A 16,143-nucleotide genomic window follows, 5' to 3' on the forward strand; every position below is an offset into this window, starting at 1 on the left:
CCTCTGGCACGTTCACACCCCTCCTACGCGAAGTCTGTCGTGTTCGTTGCGTGTAGCCAGGAATTGAGTTGCTCCAGCACGTCCCGGTCCTATGGTTGGCCGGGTGACCCGTGAAGTAGACGCCCGCACCGACCGCTATGTCGAGGAGCTCTGCGCCCTCGACCCGCTGACCGCGACCTACGTCGGTGTCGCCGGCCACGACGCGGAGCTACCCGACCTGTCTCCCGACGGCATGCAGGCGGTGGAGGAGCTCAACCGGACGGCCTATGCCGACGTGGCGGCGATCAAGCCGGTCGACGAACGTGAGCAGGTGGCCAAGGAGGCGTTCCTGGAACGGGTCGGGCTCGACATCGAGTTCGCCGAGGCGCAGCTGGACCGGAAGTTCGTCTCCGTCATCTCCAGCGGCATTCACAACCTTCGCGAGGTCTTCGACCTGATGCCGACCGACACCGAGGACGACTGGGCCGCGATCGGGTCCCGGCTGGCCGGGATGCCCGACGCGGTCGCCGGCTACACCGCGACGCTGCGCGAGGAGGCCGCGGCCGGTCGGGTCTCGGCGACGGCCCAGTACGCGAAGGTCGCCGACCAGATCCTGGGCTGGACCGGTCAGAAGGGCGCCGGTGACTTCTTCAGCGGCCTGGTCGCGCGAGCCCCCGGGACCACGCCCGCGTCGCTGCGCGCCGAGCTCGAGGCGTCGGCCGCGAAGGCCAACGAGGCGTTCGTCGAGTTCGGTCGGTTCATGGCCGACGACCTGGTACCCAACGGGCTGCCGAAGGAGGCCGTCGGGCGCGACCACTACCAGCTCGCCTCGCGACGCTACCTCGGTGCCGAGATCGATCTGGAGGAGACGTACGCCTGGGGCTGGGAGGAGCTCAAGCGGCTCGCCGACGACATGGAGGCCACCGCCGACCGGATCCTGCCGGGATCGAGCGTCACCGAGGCGGCGGCCCATCTCGACAACGACCCCGCACGGCAGCTGACCTCGACCGACGCGCTCAAGTCGTGGATGCAGAACAAGGCCGACGAGGCGATCGCGGAGCTGGCCGACGTGCACTTCGACATCCCCGAGCCGGTGCGGCGGATCGAGTGCATGATCGCCCCGACCTCCGACGGCGGGATCTACTACACCGGCCCCTCCGAGGACTTCTCCCGGCCCGGCCGGATGTGGTGGTCGGTGCCCGAGTCGGTCACCTCGTTCGGCACCTGGCGGGAGCTGACCACCGTCTACCACGAGGGCGTGCCCGGCCATCACCTCCAGGTCGCCCAGACCGCCTACCGGGCCGAGCTGCTCAACCGCTGGCAGCGGCTGATGTGCTGGGTCTCCGGCCACGGTGAGGGTTGGGCGCTCTACGCCGAGCGCCTCATGGACGATCTCGGCTACCTCGACGACCCCGGGGACCGCCTCGGCATGCTCGACGGCCAGTCCTTCCGGGCCGCGCGGGTCATCATCGACATCGGCATGCATCTGGAGCTGACGATCCCCGAGGACAACCCCTTCGGCTTCCACCCCGGCGAGGTGTGGAACCCCGAGCTCGGCCGCGAGTTCATCGGCCAGCACTGCCTGATGGAGGACGCCTTCCTCGACTTCGAGGTCGCCCGCTACCTCGGCTGGCCGGGCCAGGCCCCGTCCTACAAGGTCGGCGAGCGGATCTGGCTCCAGGCCCGGGAGGATGCTCGTGGGCGTGCCGGGGCCGCTTTCGACATGAAGGCCTTCCATCGTGCCGCGCTCGATCTCGGGTCGCTCGGGCTCGATCCGCTGCGTGCTGCTCTTGGGCGGTTGTAGCCCGGTTGGTCAGGGGCATTTGGGTCGTTACGCGGGGCGCCGTTTTCGGTGTGAGCAGTGTTCCGCGGGGCTGGCCTGGGCCGCCGACCCTGTCCTCGAGTGTTTCTCGACCCGCCCCGGAGTCAAGGACGGCCTGCGGCCGCCGGCTTCGCCGGCCGCTTGCGCGGTCCTTGACACCGGACCACGTCGAGAAAGATTTGGCTGGCTATCAGGGGCGGCGGCCCCAGTGTGGCCGCGGGACAGTCACTCCTCGGAAGGCGGACGCACCACGGTGAACGAAAATTCATTCCCCCAGAACAAGTAGACGCTCCGCCGGTGAAAGAAAAGTTTCTTTCACGCACCGAGGCACCCCCGGGCGGCGGCAACCGTAGTGAACGAAAATTCGTTCACCCCAGATCCCAGCCCCCGCCCAACCCGCATCGCCGCGCCAAACCCCTGCCGCCGACCCGATAGCCAGCCAAATCTTTTCTCAGCGACGGCCGGTGTCAAGGATCGCCGCAGGCGACCGGCGAAGCCGGCGGCCGCAGGCCGTCCTTTACTCCGGACGCCGCTGAGAACACCCTCCCCGAAAGGGTCGGCGGCAAACACCCACCACAAGACACAGACACCGATGCGCGCCGAAAGAAGGCTCTAGCTCCGCCGAGTCAACACCCGCTGCGCCACCACGAACACCAGCACCAACACCCCGATCGTGATCCGCGTCCACCACGACGACAGCGTGCCGTCGAACGAGATGAACGTCTGGATCGTGCCCAGCACGAGCACTCCGAGCAGCGACCCGATCACCAACCCACGGCCGCCGGTGAGCAGCGTGCCGCCGATGACCACGGCGGCGATCGCGTCCAGCTCCATCCCGACCGCGTGCAGCGAGTAGCCCGAGAGCGTGTAGAGCGCGAACAGGAGGCCGCCGAGCGCAGCACACAGCCCGCTGATCGCGTACACCCCGACCTTGGTCGCCGCGACCGGCAACCCCATCAGCAGTGCCGACGGCTCGCTGCCGCCGAGCGCGTACACGGTGCGGCCGAAGCGGGTCGAGGAGAGGACGTACGCAGCAACCGCGACGATCACGAGCGCGAAGACCGCGGTCCACCCGAGGTAGTAGCCACCCGGCAGGCTGATCGAGCCGAACGCGATGGCCGAGAAGGTCTCGTCCTTGATCGGGATCGAGTCGACGCTGATCAGGTAGCAGAGCCCGCGGGCGAGGAACATGCCCGCCAGGGTCGCGATGAACGGCTGGATGTCGAAGTAGTGGATCAGCAGCCCCATCGCGGTGCCGAGCACGGTGCCGGCCAGGAGCACGACGGCGATCACCGCCACCACCGGCCAGCCCAGCTCGAGCGTCCTGGCTGCGATCAGCGTCGAGAGGGCCACGTTGGAGCCGACCGAGAGGTCGATCCCGCCGGTGAGGATCACGAACGTCATGCCCACCGCGAGCACGATCAGGAACGCGTTGTCGAGCAGCAGCGTCAGGAAGACCTGCGGGTCGGCGAACCCCTCGTAGCGGAGCCCACCGACACCGAACATGCCGATGAACAGGGCGAACGTGCCGAGCACGGGAAGGTAGCGCCGCGGCGGGCTGAATCGTGCGATCCGGGCGAGGAGCCCGGGTTCGATCTCGGACACCTGGACACTCATGCGACCGCCTCCTCGCGGCTCGGGCCGGTCGGCGTACGGTCGCCGCGCCGTTGCAGCACCGCTCGCGCCTTCGGCGACTGCAGCAGGCACACGAGCACGACCACCAGCGCCTTGAACAGGTAGTTGGCCTCGGCCGGGATGCCGATGTTGGGGATGGTCCGGGTGAGGGTGGCGATCAGCATCGCCCCGACCAGGGTTCCGGTCAGCGAGAAGCGGCCACCGGCCAGTGACGTACCGCCGATGACGACGGCCAGGATCGCGTCGAGCTCGATCCACAGCCCGAGGCTGTTGGCGTTCACCGAGTGGGTGTTGGCGGCGATGATCAGGCCGGCGGTGCCGGCGCACAGCGCCGCGAAGACGTAGACGGTCCAGATGATCGTGCGGGACCGCACCCCCGCCAGTCGGCTCGCCTCGGGATTGATCCCGACCGACTCGATGAGCAGGCCGAGTGCGGTGCGGCGTACGACGATCTGGGTGGCGGCGAAGACCCCGAGCGCGATCAGCGCGGCCACCGGGAGAGTGAGGAGGTGGCCCGAGGCCAGGGCGGCGAAGGTGTCGTTGTTGACCGTGGTGATCTGGCCACCGGTCACCAGCATCGCGATCCCGCGGCCGGCGACCATCAGGACGAGCGTGGCGATGATCGGCTGGATGCCGATCACCGAGACCAGGAAGCCGTTCCACAGTCCCAGCGCGACGGAGACCGCGAGCGCCATGGTGATCGCCACGACCGCCGTGCCCGCAGCGCCGTCGACCGGGCTCTTGACGATGTAGACGCACGCGACCGCGCCCGCGATCGCCGCCACCGCTCCGACCGAGAGGTCGATCCCGCGGGTCGCGATGACCAGGGTCATCCCGACGGCCACCAGCAGCACCGGAGCGCCGTTGCGGACGATGTCGATCAGGCTGCCGAAGAGGTGACCGTCCTGGATGCGTACGTTGAAGAACGTCGGTGTCGCGATCAGGTTGACCACCAACAGCGCAGCGAGCGCGGCCAGCGGCCAGAAGAGGTGGTGGGCCATCACGCGGGCCCGGAGGGCCTTGCCCGTTCTGACGGTCTCAGGCATCTGCCCGCTCCTTCTCGGCCAAGCCGCCGGGCTCGCCGGTGATGATCTCGAGTACGTCGTTGACGTCGATGTCGCGGTTGGGCCGCTCGGCGATCTTGCGGCGGTCCTTGAGGACCACCAGCCGATGGCTCAACCGCAGCACCTCCTCGAGCTCGGCGGAGATGAACACCACGCTCATCCCCTTCTCGGCGAGGTCGGCGACGAGCTGCTGGATCTGGGTCTTGGCGCCGATGTCGATGCCGCGGGTGGGCTCGTCGAGCAGGAGTACGTCGGGCTCCGTGATCAGCCAGCGCGCCAGCAGTACCTTCTGCTGGTTGCCACCGGACAGGCTTCGCATCGGCAGACTCGGGTCGGCGGGCCGGATGTCGAGAGCGGTCATGAACTCCTTGACCAGCGACGCGCGGGTGGCGGTCGGGATCGGCCGAAGCCAGCCGCGGCTGGCCTGCAGCCCGAGCAGCATGTTGTCGGCGACGGAGAGCTCCTCGAAGACCCCCTCGGCCTTGCGGTCCTCGCTGCAGAAGGCGAGCTTGCGGTCGATCGCGTGACGCGGGCTCCGCAGCCTCCGCCGGCTCGACCCTCTCACCGTCAGCTCGCCGGTGTCGGGGGTGTCGGCACCGAAGAGCAGCCGGGCCAGCTCGGTGCGGCCCGAGCCGAGCAGGCCGGCGATGCCGACGACCTCTCCGGCGTACAGGTTCAGGTCGGTGGCCTCCAGGTTGCCCTTCCGCCCCAGACCGACGGCGCTCAGCACCGGGAGACGCTGCTCGCCGGACGCCTCCTCCGCGGCCTCCTGCACGGCATGGTCCAGGCGGTCGAGCACCTGGAGATCGCGGCCGATCATCAGCTGCACCAGCTCCAGCTGGGTGGTTCCCTCGACCAGCCGCTCGCCCACGACGCGGCCGTTTCGCAGGATCGTCATCCGGTCGGAGATCTCGAAGACCTGGTCGAGGAAGTGGGAGACGAAGACGATCGCGGTGCCCTGGTCACGCAGCCTGCGCATCACCTCGAAGAGCCTGGCCACCTCGTCGGCATCGAGGCTGGAGGTCGGCTCGTCGAGGATCAGCACCCGCGCATCGGTGTCGACGGCGCGCGCGATCGCGACGAGCTGCTGGACGGCGATCGGATGGCTGCCGAGCTCGGAGCCCGGATCGATGTCGATGCCGAGGGCCAGGAGCGAGGTCGCCGCCCGCCGGTTCATCTCGCGCCGGTCGATCCGGCCGAGTCGGCGCGGCTCGCGGCCGAGGAGCATGTTCTCGGCCACGGTGAGGTTGGGCACCAGGTTGACCTCCTGGTAGACCGTGCTGATCCCGGCGTGCTGTGCCGCCGCCGGGGTGGCGAACTGGGTCTCGACCCCGGCGATCTCCACCCGACCGGAGTCGATCGTGTAGACCCCCGTCAGCGCCTTGATCAGCGTCGACTTTCCCGCCCCGTTCTCCCCCATGAGCGCGTGCACCTCCCCCGGGAGGAGACGAAGCGAGACGCCGTCGAGCGCTCGCACCGCCCCGAACGTGATGGAGACGTCGAGCATCTCCACCACCGGTCCGGGTGACTTCACTTCTGCCTGACTCATGTCGTGCTGGCTCCTGGGGGATCGGGGCGGCTGCGGCGGGTCGGATGCTCACCGAGGTATCTCGGTGGGCGCGCGCTTCCTTCGCGGAGTTCCACGAAGGAAGCGGCGCCTGACCGAGATAGCTCGGTGAACGGCGTCAGTACTTCCGGTCGGGCAGCGCCTCGGCCGCCTGCTCCGGGGTGAACGTGGTCTCCTCGGTGACGATGCGCTCGGGGACCTCCTCGCCGGCGACGACCTTCTCGGCGACGTCCATCAGCTGCGGGCCGAGCAGCGGGCTGCACTCGACGATGAAGTTGATCTCGCCCGCGGCCAGCGCGGTCATCCCGTCCTTGACCGCGTCGACGGTGATGATCTTGATGTCGGTGCCGGGCTTCTTGCCGGCTGCCTTGATCGCCTCGATCGCACCCAGGCCCATGTCGTCGTTGTGGGCGTAGACGACGTCGATCTTCGGCTCGGACTGCAGGAAGGCCTCCATGACCTGCTTGCCGCCGTCACGGGTGAAGTCGCCGGTCTGGGAGGCGGCGATCTTGATCTTCGAGTCCGAGGAGATGACGTCCTCGAACCCCTTCTTGCGGTCGATCGCCGGCGCCGATCCGGTCGTGCCCTGCAGCTCGACGACGTTGATCGCGCCGTCCTTGTCGACGTCGGAGGCGTCGGCGTTGTCGACCAGCCACTGGCCTGCCTTCTCGCCCTCCTCGACGAAGTCGGAGCCGATGAAGGTCACGTAGAGCGAGGTGTCCTCGGTGTCCACGGCCCGGTCGGTCAGCACGACGGGGATCTTGGCGCGCTTGGCCTCCTGGAGCACCGCGTCCCAGCCGGTCTCGACGACCGGGCTGAACGCGATCACGTCCACCTTCTGCTGGATGTAGGACCGGATCGACTTGATCTGGTTCTCCTGCTTCTGCTGAGCGTCGGAGAACTTCAGGTCGATGCCGGCCTCCTTGGCCGACTCCTGGATCGAGGTGGTGTTGGCGGTGCGCCAGCCGCTCTCGGCCCCGACCTGGGCGAAGCCCATCGTGATCGAGCCGTCGTCGGCACTTTCGCTGCTACCGCACGCGCTGAGCGACATCCCGCCGATGGCGAGCGCGCACAGGGCGGTGAGGGTTTTCTTCACTGTCGTCCTCCAGTGTTCCCCTGCGGCGGCCAGTGTGACCGCCGTCACGATGCGACTCAGTGTGAGCGTTAACATCGGCGCGGTCAAGCGGAATGGGAAGATCGGTTCGAATCGGCAGCAGGTCGTCCGGAACTCCCCCTAGTGTGGCGACCATGACGCTCACCCTGGCTCCGGAACAGGCACGCCGGATCGCGGTCCGGGCTCAGCTTCTCGACGCGCGCCGGCCGGTTTCGCTGGTGGAGACCGTCGATCAGCTGACGCTCCTGCAGATCGATCCGACCAGGGCGATCGCGCCGAGCGCGGATCTGGTGGCGTGGTCGCGGCTGGGTGATGCGTACGACCATTCGGACCTCACCTTCGCGCTCGAGCAGGAGCGGTCGCTGGTGGAGTTCTCCAGCTTCATCATGCCGATGGACGAGATCGAGACCGTCCTGGCCCTCTCCCCCGACCGGGTCCACCCCACCGCGGTCAAGTGGGTGGAGGCCAACAAGAGATTCCGTACGCAGATCCTGGATCGCCTGCGAGCCGACGGCCCGCTCGTGGCCGGCGAGATCGAGGACACCTCCGAGGTGCCGTGGGCCTCGACCGGGTGGACCAACGACAAGAACGTTCTGCGGATGATCGAGCTGCTCAACCGGATGGGTGAGGTCGCGATCGCGGGCCGCCGTGGCAAGCTCCGCACCTGGGACCTCGCCGAGCGGGTCTACCCCTCAGACCTGCGGCTGCCCACACCCGAGGAGGCACTGAAGGTCGAGACCGTGCGCAGGCTCGCCTCGCTCGGGATCGCCCGCCCGGGGCGGAAGGAGTCTTCCGGTGGCGAGATGCTCGGCGCGGGTGATGCCGGTGTCCCGTGCACCGTGACCGGCGTCGACGGCGAGTGGCGGGTCGATGCCGAGGCGCTGGCCGCTCTCGAGGACGAGTTCGCGCCGCGTACGGCTCTGCTCTCCCCGTTCGACCGCCTCGTCTACGACCGCGACCGGGCGTTGGACCTGTTCGGGTTCGAGTACGTCTTGGAGATGTACAAGCCGGCCGCCAAGCGGCGTTGGGGCTACTTCGCCCTGCCGATCCTGCACGGCGAGCGGCTGGTCGGGAAGCTCGACGCGAAGGTGGACCGCAAGTCGGGGCTGCTGAACGTCTTCGCCGTCCACGAGGACTTCCCGTGGACCCCGGAGATCGGGGACGCGGTGGACGCCGAGATCGAGGCTCTGGCGGGCTGGCTCGGCGTCGATGTGACCCATCCCTGAAGTGGATGAGGCCATGCGGATTGCTCTTCTCAGCACCATGGCGCGCGCCTACTGTGGGCAGCGGGGTCAGACATCGATCAAAGGAGATCAGCATGGGAACGCTCAACCCCTACATCAGCTTCAACGGCCAGGCGAAGGAAGCGCTCGAGTTCTACAGCTCGGTGCTCGGCGGCAAGGTCGAGGTCATGACGTTCGGCGACATGCCCGAGATGGGCGCGCCCGCCGAGGCCGCTGACCAGGTCATGCACGGCTCGCTCACGTTCGACGACGGCCGGGTCCTGATGGCCTCCGACACGCCTCCGGGCATGGACTACGTCGCCCCGACAGCTGGCGTCACCATCGCGATCACCAGCTCCGACCCGGCCGACCACGAGATCTACGCCGACCAGTTCGCCAAGCTCTCCGAGGGCGGCACGCCCGGGATGCCGTTCGACCTGGCTCCCTGGGGCGACTACTTCGGCCAGTTCGACGACAAGTTCGGCGTGAGCTGGATGTTCGACGTCGCCGGCCCGGAGTCGGCACCCGCCTAGTCAGACCATGGTCGAGGTGAAGATCGTCCTTTCGTAGGAGGTGCGGTCGGCGAGGACGCCGTAGCGTCTGAGGCATGCTCATCGCCGAAGATCTGCTGCTGCTCGTGCTCGACGACACCCAGGGCACGCTCACCTCGTCCTGGGTCCAGCAGGCGCTGGGCGGAGCGATCCTGACCGAGCTCGTGATGACGGGTTCGGCGCAAGTGATGCCCAAGTCGGGCCTCACCCCGGCGAAGGCCGTGGCGGTGCCGGGACGGCGGCCGGACGAGCCGGTCCTGGCCGCTGCGTACGACTCGCTGGCAGCCAAGCCGCTGGCGGCCAAGAACGCCGTGACCGACCTCGGCAAGGGCCTCCACGAGGCCCTCGCCGCTCGGCTCTGCGATCGCAACATCCTCAAGCGCCGCGACGAGAAGATCCTCGGCATCTTCCCGCGCACCACCTGGCCGGCGGCGGACTCGACCCACGAGAACGCCGTACGCGGCCAGCTGGTCGCCGTCCTCGTCCAGGGCGCCACCCCGGACGCCCGGACCGGGGCGCTCATCGCCCTGCTCTCCTCCATCGACCTCGCCCACAAGGTGGTCGACACGCGGACGGTCGGCGCCGGGACGGTCAGGAAGCGGGCGAAGGAGATCGCCCGTGGCGACTGGGCCGCCAAGGGCGTCAGGGACGCGATGGACGAGGTCACCGCGGTCATGACCGCGGTGATGGTCGCCACCACCGTCACCACGACGACCACCTGAAAACGTGCTCGAGGATCGCAGCCGTGGGGGGACTGCGATCCTCGAGCTCTGCCCGGCCTGTCAGGCGAAGAAGGCCTTCAGGTCGGCGGCGATGTCGGCGGGGCGCTCCAGGGCCGCGAAGTGGCCGCCCTCGGGGAACTCCGACCAGTGCTGGATGTTGGCGTTGTCCCGCTCGGCCAGCGACCTGATGGTCTGGAAGTCGTCCTTGAAGACGGCGACCCCGATCCGGCCCTGCGAGACCTCCGGCTCGCGCTCGGCGTGCCCCTCCTCGTAGTGGTAGCGCGCCGCCGAGGCGTAGGAGTTGGTGAGCCAGTAGAAGGTCGCCTGCTCGATGACCTGCTCGGGGGTGACCAGCGACGTGCCGTTCCCGAAGGACTCGAAGAGCTCGCTGTAGGCCAGTGTCCCCACCGGTGAGTCGGCCAGCGCCGCGCCGATGGTCTGCGGACGGGATCCGTTCATGGCGTTGTAGCCGCCGACCGACTGGAACCACTGCATGTGCTCCAGCGCCGCGTACTCCTTCGGCCCGAAGCCCTCGAACTCGCTCGGGTCGCCGGACGGGAACGAGAAGAGCTGCAGGACGTGTGCGCCGAGGAAGCCCTCGGGGTTCAGGAGCGCCAGCTCGCGGCCGACCATCGCGCCGCCGTCGCTGCCGTGCACCCCGTAGGAGGCGTAGCCCAGCCGGCGCATGAGGACGTCGTACGCCTCGGCGACCCGCTTCATCGTCCAGCCGGTGTCGACGACCGGCGTCGAGAGCCCGAAGCCCGGCATCTCCGGGATCACCAGGTGGAACTCGTCGGTCAGGGAGTCGATCATCGGGAGGAACTCCAGGAACGAGCCCGGATAGGTGTGGGCGAGCAGGAGCGCCTTGGCGTCCGGGTTCGAGGAGGGTACGTGGACGAAGTGGATGACCTGGCCGTCGATCTCGGTCAGGTGGTTCGGCACCGCGTTGATCCGCTCCTCGACCGCGCGCCAGTCGAAGCTCTTCCAGCGCTCGACCATGTCGGCGAGGTACGCCGTCGGGGTGCCGTAGTCCCAGGAGTCACCGGGCACGGCCGGGGCGAACCGGGTGCGGTCCAGCCGGGCGCGGAGGTCGTCGAGATCGGCCTGCGGGAACTCGACGGTGACGGTGCTGATCTCGGCCTTGATCTGGTTGCTGACCTGGGTGTTCATGACTTCTCCTTGGTGGTTTCCGACCTTGTGAGACCCACGTTAGGAAGGGTTCCGGCAAGCCTGATTCCGGAATTTCGCTGGCTCGAGAATTTCTTTTGGAGCACTCTGAGTCCGTGCTGGAAACCTCCGCGCGACTCCTCGCGCTCCTCGGTCTGCTGCAGTCCTCGGCCGGCTGGACCGGCACCGACCTGGCCACCCGTCTCGACGTCTCCGAGCGCACCGTGCGCAACGACATGACCAAGCTCCGCGAGCTCGGCTACCCGGTGGAGTCCGTGCGCGGCCCGGGCGGCCGCTACCGGCTCGGCGCCGGCGGCAACCTCCCGCCGCTGCTCCTCGACGACGAGGAGGCGGTCGCGGTCGCCGTCGGGCTCCGGGCCGCGACCGGCATCGCCGGGGTGGCCGAGACCAGCACCCGGGCTCTCGCCAAGCTCGACCAGGTGCTCCCCGACCATCTGCGTCGCAAGCTGGCCGCGGTGGTCGACGCCACGGAGGCGGGCCCGGTCAACACCGACAGCAACGTCCCCGACCCCGACGTGGACGCCGGCACCCTGCAGGCCCTGGCCACAGCCATCCGTGACGGCCAGGGCGTGCGCGCCGACTACCGCGACGAGCCCATCGAGGTCGAGCCCTACCGACTGATCTCCTGGCAGCGCCGCTGGTACCTCGTCGCCCGCGACCCCCGCGCCGACGCCTGGCTGCCCCTGCGCGTCGACTGGCTGCGCCTCAAGGTCCCCGGCGGGCGCCCGTTCCGTCCGAGCGACCCGCCCGCATTTAATGGGCAGAGCGACCTCACCGAGTTCGTCGTGCGCGAGGTCGCGCGCACCGGCTGGGCCGTCCACGCCCGCCTGGTCATCGCCGCACCCGCCGACGAGGTCATCGCGCGCATCAACCCCGCCGTCGGCACCGTCGAGCCGATCGCCCCCGACCGCAGCGTGCTGGTCACCGGTGGCGACAGCCTCGAGGTCGTGGCCGTCTGGATCGGCATGCTCGGCCTCGACTTCACCGTCGAGTCACCCCCGGAGCTCCGCGACCACCTCGAGATCCTCGCGAAGCGCTACGCCGCCGCGATCACCGCACCGGAATGAAGCCATGCTGATCGCGGAGGACCTCGTGCTGCTCATGCTCGAGGACTTCAGCGGGCGTCCGGTCGGCGGGCTCGACATGGGGACGCTCGACCTGCTGGTGGGCGGTGCGCTGGTATCCGAGCTGGCGCTGGCCGGTGCGGTCCACCTGGTGGAGGAGCCCGTCGGGGGCACCATGGAGGTGCATCCGACAGGAGTCCGCCTACCCGCAGATCCCTTCCTCCAACGCTCGCTCGTGCTCGCCGGCGGCCGAGCCCGCCCCGCTCCCCTGATCAGGAGCTGCGGCATCCAGATGTTCGCGCATCTCGCCGACCGCCTCGTGCACCGCGGCCTGCTGCGTGGCGAGACGGAGCGGCGCCACCTCATCACTCGGACGACCTGGCCCGCCACCGAGATCAGCTACAAGCAGGACGTACGCCACCACCTCACCGCCGCCCTGTTCCACGGTGCGCAGCCGAGCCGACGCACGGCGACCTTGATCGGCCTCATCGCCGCCGTCGACCAGGTCGACCTGTTCTTTCCCTCCGCCACCGTGCCCCTGACGGAGGTCAGGCGCCGCGCGGATCACATCGCTGCGGGCGACTGGGCCGCGGCCACCGTACGCGGGATCCTTCGAGCCTCCCGCAGGCGAGGTGACTGGTTCGGCGGCGGCGACGGTGGAGGGTTCTTCGGTGGAGACGGCGGGGGTGGCGGCGACGGCGGAGGGGGCGGCGACGGCGGCGGAGGGGGTTGATGTCAGCTACGTGATGGCCCGCCCGAATCGCGCCACGTAGTGCCAGACCCGCTTGACCGACTGCGCGTCATGGTCGCCGGACCGCGCGGCGTCGCCCAGAAGATCAGGCGTGAGTCACCCAGCGACCGTGCCAGGTCGACGTACTCCTGACCGCGGTAGCTCGGATCGAGGCCATCGGTGGCGACCCGGAACCCGGGATGCCACTCCACCGCGCAGCCGAGGTCACGAGCCGCCGACTCGACCTTCGTGTCTCGAAAGCACGGGTCGAGCACGACCGCCTCGACGTCCCGCTCGATCACGACGCCACCGTGCACGTGTGCCTCGACGCACTCGTCGAGGTCGTCGAAACCCGAGGCGTCGGCCATCGCGGACAGCTGCGGCAGCACCTCCGGGCCACCGAAGTCGGTCGGCTCGAGGACCGAGTCGGGGAAGCAGAAGGTGCACCGCTCCAGCACCTCGGCCCGGAGCCGGAGGTGGGCCGACCCGAACCGGATCGCGCCGCCGTAGGGATCCTCACGGCGGTTCCACGCTCCGTAGACCGGCCGCTCACCGGCCGGCGCGTCGTCGTAGCGCCCGCCGAACAGCCGGCTCTCCCAGCGCCACCGGTCCCCTCCCCGATGCGCGGTCAACCCGCCGTTCGACGTGCCGGTCTCGAACTGCGACCGGTACCTCCCGTCTCGTGCCAGCGACTCGATCACCAGCCCGCCGGCGTACGGCCAGTCGGGGTGGAACTGGAGCGTGACGCTCATCGTCGTGCCAAGACCGCGCTCACGAACGCTCGCACGAGCGGGTGGACCGGAGCGCCGGCGAGGGCGCCGATGTGGGGCTGGAACATGCTGGTGACGTAGAACGGATGGTCTGGAAACTCCAGCACCTCCGCACCGGCGTCGTCGGCTGTGGCGCCGACGACGACACCGATCTTCTCCAGCGCAGCGACAGCGTCGGCGGTCGGGGCGTAGTTGCAGAAGTGCATCCCGACGAACGGCTCCGGCTGCCAGCCGTCGAAGCGGGTGCCGGGGACCGGGGTCACCAGCCGCTCCTCGCCGTAGAGCGAGCAGGCGAGGGCGGCGACGGCATTGTCGTCTCCGGCACCGTCGGACTCGGCGTGGGTCGCCGCGGATCCGAGCACGTTGCGGGTCCATTCGAGCACCGCGTACTGCATCCCGGCGCACACCCCGAGGAACGGGATCTCCCGCTCCCGCACCGCGGTGAGAGCGTCGATCACCGCGGCGTCGGAGGCATAGGGCGAGCCCGGCACCAGCCAGACTCCGTCGTAGCCCGCGATATCGAACCCGGAGTCGGTCGGCACCCACTCCGTCTCGACCCCGAGCTCGGCCAGCTGCGGTCGCAGCGCGTTGAGCTCCTGATGGCTACGGTGTCCCCGGTCGTCGCCGAGCAGTGCGATCATGCGCCGAATCCTCGCAGCCACGCAGGGCTCGATCCAACCGATTACTCCGGCTTGATGCCCAGCCGGTCGAGCTCCTCGTCGATGACCGCGGGGTCCAGCTTCTGGAAGACCGGGGTGGGCTTGGCGACCGGGGTACCGACGACGATCGGGTGGCGCTGCCACGCGGGCGCGCCGGCGTAGTCGCCGGTGATGATCGGGTAGGGCTTACCGGTGTCGAGGTCCTCGACCTCCTCGATGCGAGGCATCGGGGCCACCTCTCCCTTGCCGCCGAGGGCCTTGTCGATCTCGTTGGCGGAGAACGGCAGGAACGGGGACAGGATCAGGTTGAGGTCGGCGACGCACTGCGCCATCACGTGCAGCACGGTGCCGAGACGCTCGCGGTCCTCGGGAGCCTTGGCGAGCTTCCACGGCTCCAGGTCGGTGACGTACTTGTTGACCTCGCCGACGGCCCGCATCGCCTCGCCGATCGCCTGCTTCTGCCGGTGGCGGCCGATCAGGTCGCCCACCGTGGCGAACGCGCCGCCGACGGTGTCCAGGATCGCCCGGTCCGCCTCCGTGAGGGCCCCAGCAGCGGGCAGCTCGCCGAAGTTCTTCGCGATCAGGGTGGCGGTGCGGTTGACCAGGTTGCCCCAGCCGGCGACGAGCTCGTCGTTCGTACGCCGCACGAACTCCGCCCAGGTGAAGTCGGAGTCGTTCGACTCGGGGCCGGCGGCGGCCACGAAGTAGCGGAACGCGTCGGGCTGGTAGCGCGAGAGGAGGTCGCGCACGTAGATGACGATCTTCTTCGAGGAGGAGAACTTCTTGCCCTCCATCGTCAGGTACTCGCTCGAGACGACCTCGGTCGGCAGGTTGAGCACGCCGTACGAACCGGGCTCACCGCCCTTCGACCCCTGACCGTTGTAGGCGATCAGCTCGGCCGGCCAGATCTGGGCGTGGAAGACGATGTTGTCCTTGCCCATGAAGTAGTACGACAGTGCCTCGGGATCGCGCCACCACCGCCGCCACGCTTCCGGGTCACCGGAGCGACGGGCCCACTCGATCGAGGCGGACAGATAGCCGATGACGGCGTCGAACCAGACGTACATCCGCTTGGTCGGGTTGTCGCGCCAGCCGTCGAGCGGCACCTTGATGCCCCAGTCGATGTCGCGCGTCATCGCGCGCGGGCGGATCTCCTTGAGGATGTTCTGGCTGAACCGGATGACGTTGGGACGCCACAGGCCGGTCTGCTCGCGCTCGTCGAGGAACGCGTGCAGCGCGTCGGCCAGCGCGGGCAGGTCGAGGAAGAAGTGCTGGGTCTCGATGAACTCCGGGGTCTCGCCGTTGATCTTGGAGACCGGGTTGATCAGCTGGTCCGGGTCGAGCTGGTTGCCGCAGGTGTCGCACTGGTCACCGCGGGCCCCGTCGGCCCCACAGATCGGGCAGGTGCCCTCGATGTAGCGGTCCGGCAGCGTCCGGCCGGTCGACGGCGAGATCGCACCCTTGGAGGTCTGCTCGACGAAGTAGCCGTTGTTGTAGACCCCGAGGAACAGCTCCTGCACCACCGAGTGGTGGTTGGCCGAGGTGGTCCGGGTGTAGAGGTCGTACGTCAGGCCGAGCGAGGTCAGGTCCTCGACGATGATCCGGTGGTTCTTGTCGACGAGCTCCTGGGGTGTCACGCCCGCCTCGTCGGCGGCGATCAGGATCGGGGTGCCGTGCTCGTCGGAGCCGGAGACCATGAGCACGTCGTGGCCCGCCATCCGCATGTACCGACTGAAGACGTCGGAGGGCACGCCGAAACCGGCGACATGGCCGATGTGGCGCGGGCCGTTGGCGTACGGCCAGGCGACTGCGGACAGAACATTGCTCATGGGAAGCATCCTAGTGAGCAGACGCCAGAGGTTTTATTCCGCGGCGCGCGACGCGGAGCGTCGCATCAAGGCCCGCGCTGAGCGTCCCTCGTCTGGACTGACCGCAGCGAGGAGCGCAGCGACGAGCGGAGGGCGGGAAGACGAGGGTTATAGCGAAGCGCGCGCGACGCGGAGCGTCGCATCAAGGCCCGCGCTGAGCGCCCCTCGTCTGGACTGACCGCAGCGA

The 16,143-nt window shown here is 69.0% G+C and carries 14 protein-coding genes; 6 read left to right on the plus strand and 8 right to left on the minus strand.

Going from position 1 to position 16,143, the window contains the following annotated elements:
• The first annotated feature begins 103 nt into the window (after positions 1–103).
• Positions 104–1,783, plus strand: a complete 1,680-nt coding sequence (locus tag OG984_RS14990) for a DUF885 domain-containing protein (protein WP_328527099.1) — start codon at positions 104–106, stop codon at positions 1,781–1,783.
• 630 nt (positions 1,784–2,413) lie between these two features.
• Here OG984_RS14990 and yjfF read toward each other — a convergent pair.
• From yjfF to OG984_RS15010, 4 genes are all read right to left on the minus strand, one after another.
• Positions 2,414–3,418 carry a galactofuranose ABC transporter, permease protein YjfF gene (gene yjfF / locus OG984_RS14995; RefSeq protein WP_328527100.1) on the minus strand — a complete coding sequence of 335 codons (1,005 nt, stop codon included), beginning with the start codon at positions 3,416–3,418 and terminating at the stop codon, positions 2,414–2,416.
• Positions 3,415–4,482: an ABC transporter permease gene (locus OG984_RS15000; protein ID WP_328527101.1), complete on the minus strand. Its 1,068-nt coding sequence runs from the start codon at positions 4,480–4,482 to the stop codon at positions 3,415–3,417. Before OG984_RS15000 ends, yjfF begins: the two co-directional genes overlap by 4 nt.
• A complete protein-coding gene (locus OG984_RS15005; protein WP_328527102.1) occupies positions 4,475–6,049 on the minus strand; it encodes a sugar ABC transporter ATP-binding protein in 1,575 nt (524 codons plus the stop codon). Before OG984_RS15005 ends, OG984_RS15000 begins: the two co-directional genes overlap by 8 nt.
• A gap of 136 nt (positions 6,050–6,185) precedes the next feature.
• Positions 6,186–7,163 (minus strand): ABC transporter substrate-binding protein, encoded by a 978-nt coding sequence (locus OG984_RS15010; protein WP_328527103.1) that lies wholly within the window; start codon positions 7,161–7,163, stop codon positions 6,186–6,188.
• A gap of 152 nt (positions 7,164–7,315) precedes the next feature.
• On the opposite strand from OG984_RS15010, the gene OG984_RS15015 reads away from it, so the two are divergent.
• From OG984_RS15015 to OG984_RS15025, 3 genes are all read left to right on the plus strand, one after another.
• Complete coding sequence (locus OG984_RS15015) at positions 7,316–8,407, plus strand: DNA glycosylase AlkZ-like family protein (RefSeq protein WP_328527104.1); 1,092 nt, start codon at positions 7,316–7,318, stop codon at positions 8,405–8,407.
• A gap of 92 nt (positions 8,408–8,499) precedes the next feature.
• Positions 8,500–8,937, plus strand: coding sequence for a VOC family protein (locus OG984_RS15020; protein WP_328527105.1), 438 nt, complete (start codon positions 8,500–8,502; stop codon positions 8,935–8,937).
• A 74-nt stretch (positions 8,938–9,011) separates the two neighbouring features.
• Positions 9,012–9,677 (plus strand): GOLPH3/VPS74 family protein, encoded by a 666-nt coding sequence (locus tag OG984_RS15025; protein WP_328527106.1) that lies wholly within the window; start codon positions 9,012–9,014, stop codon positions 9,675–9,677.
• A 60-nt stretch (positions 9,678–9,737) separates the two neighbouring features.
• Here OG984_RS15025 and OG984_RS15030 read toward each other — a convergent pair whose 3' ends face one another.
• A complete protein-coding gene (locus OG984_RS15030) occupies positions 9,738–10,847 on the minus strand; it encodes an epoxide hydrolase family protein (RefSeq protein ID WP_328527107.1) in 1,110 nt (369 codons plus the stop codon).
• Positions 10,848–10,960: 113 nt separating this feature from the next.
• On the opposite strand from OG984_RS15030, the gene OG984_RS15035 reads away from it, so the two are divergent.
• Together OG984_RS15035 and OG984_RS15040 are read left to right on the plus strand one after the other, a co-directional pair.
• On the plus strand, positions 10,961–11,932 hold the full coding sequence (locus OG984_RS15035; protein WP_328527108.1) for a helix-turn-helix transcriptional regulator: 972 nt from the start codon (positions 10,961–10,963) through the stop codon (positions 11,930–11,932).
• A gap of 4 nt (positions 11,933–11,936) precedes the next feature.
• Positions 11,937–12,662 carry a GOLPH3/VPS74 family protein gene (locus OG984_RS15040; protein ID WP_328527109.1) on the plus strand — a complete coding sequence of 242 codons (726 nt, stop codon included), beginning with the start codon at positions 11,937–11,939 and terminating at the stop codon, positions 12,660–12,662.
• Between the two features lie 2 nt (positions 12,663–12,664).
• Here the strand turns inward: OG984_RS15040 and OG984_RS15045 are convergent, their stop codons facing one another.
• Genes OG984_RS15045 through metG form a run of 3 tightly spaced genes read right to left on the minus strand, consistent with a single transcriptional unit; the run spans position 12,665 to position 15,917 of the window.
• Positions 12,665–13,411 carry a DUF3626 domain-containing protein gene (locus OG984_RS15045; protein WP_328527110.1) on the minus strand — a complete coding sequence of 249 codons (747 nt, stop codon included), beginning with the start codon at positions 13,409–13,411 and terminating at the stop codon, positions 12,665–12,667.
• On the minus strand, positions 13,408–14,070 hold the full coding sequence (locus OG984_RS15050; protein WP_328527111.1) for a glutamine amidotransferase-related protein: 663 nt from the start codon (positions 14,068–14,070) through the stop codon (positions 13,408–13,410). The genes OG984_RS15045 and OG984_RS15050 overlap by 4 nt, the downstream gene beginning before the upstream one ends.
• Positions 14,071–14,111: 41 nt before the next feature.
• Complete coding sequence (gene metG, locus OG984_RS15055; RefSeq protein WP_328527112.1) at positions 14,112–15,917, minus strand: methionine--tRNA ligase; 1,806 nt, start codon at positions 15,915–15,917, stop codon at positions 14,112–14,114.
• Positions 15,918–16,143: the final 226 nt, after the last annotated feature.

Source organism: Nocardioides sp. NBC_00368 (assembly GCF_036090055.1).
Lineage (GTDB): Bacteria > Actinomycetota > Actinomycetes > Propionibacteriales > Nocardioidaceae > Nocardioides.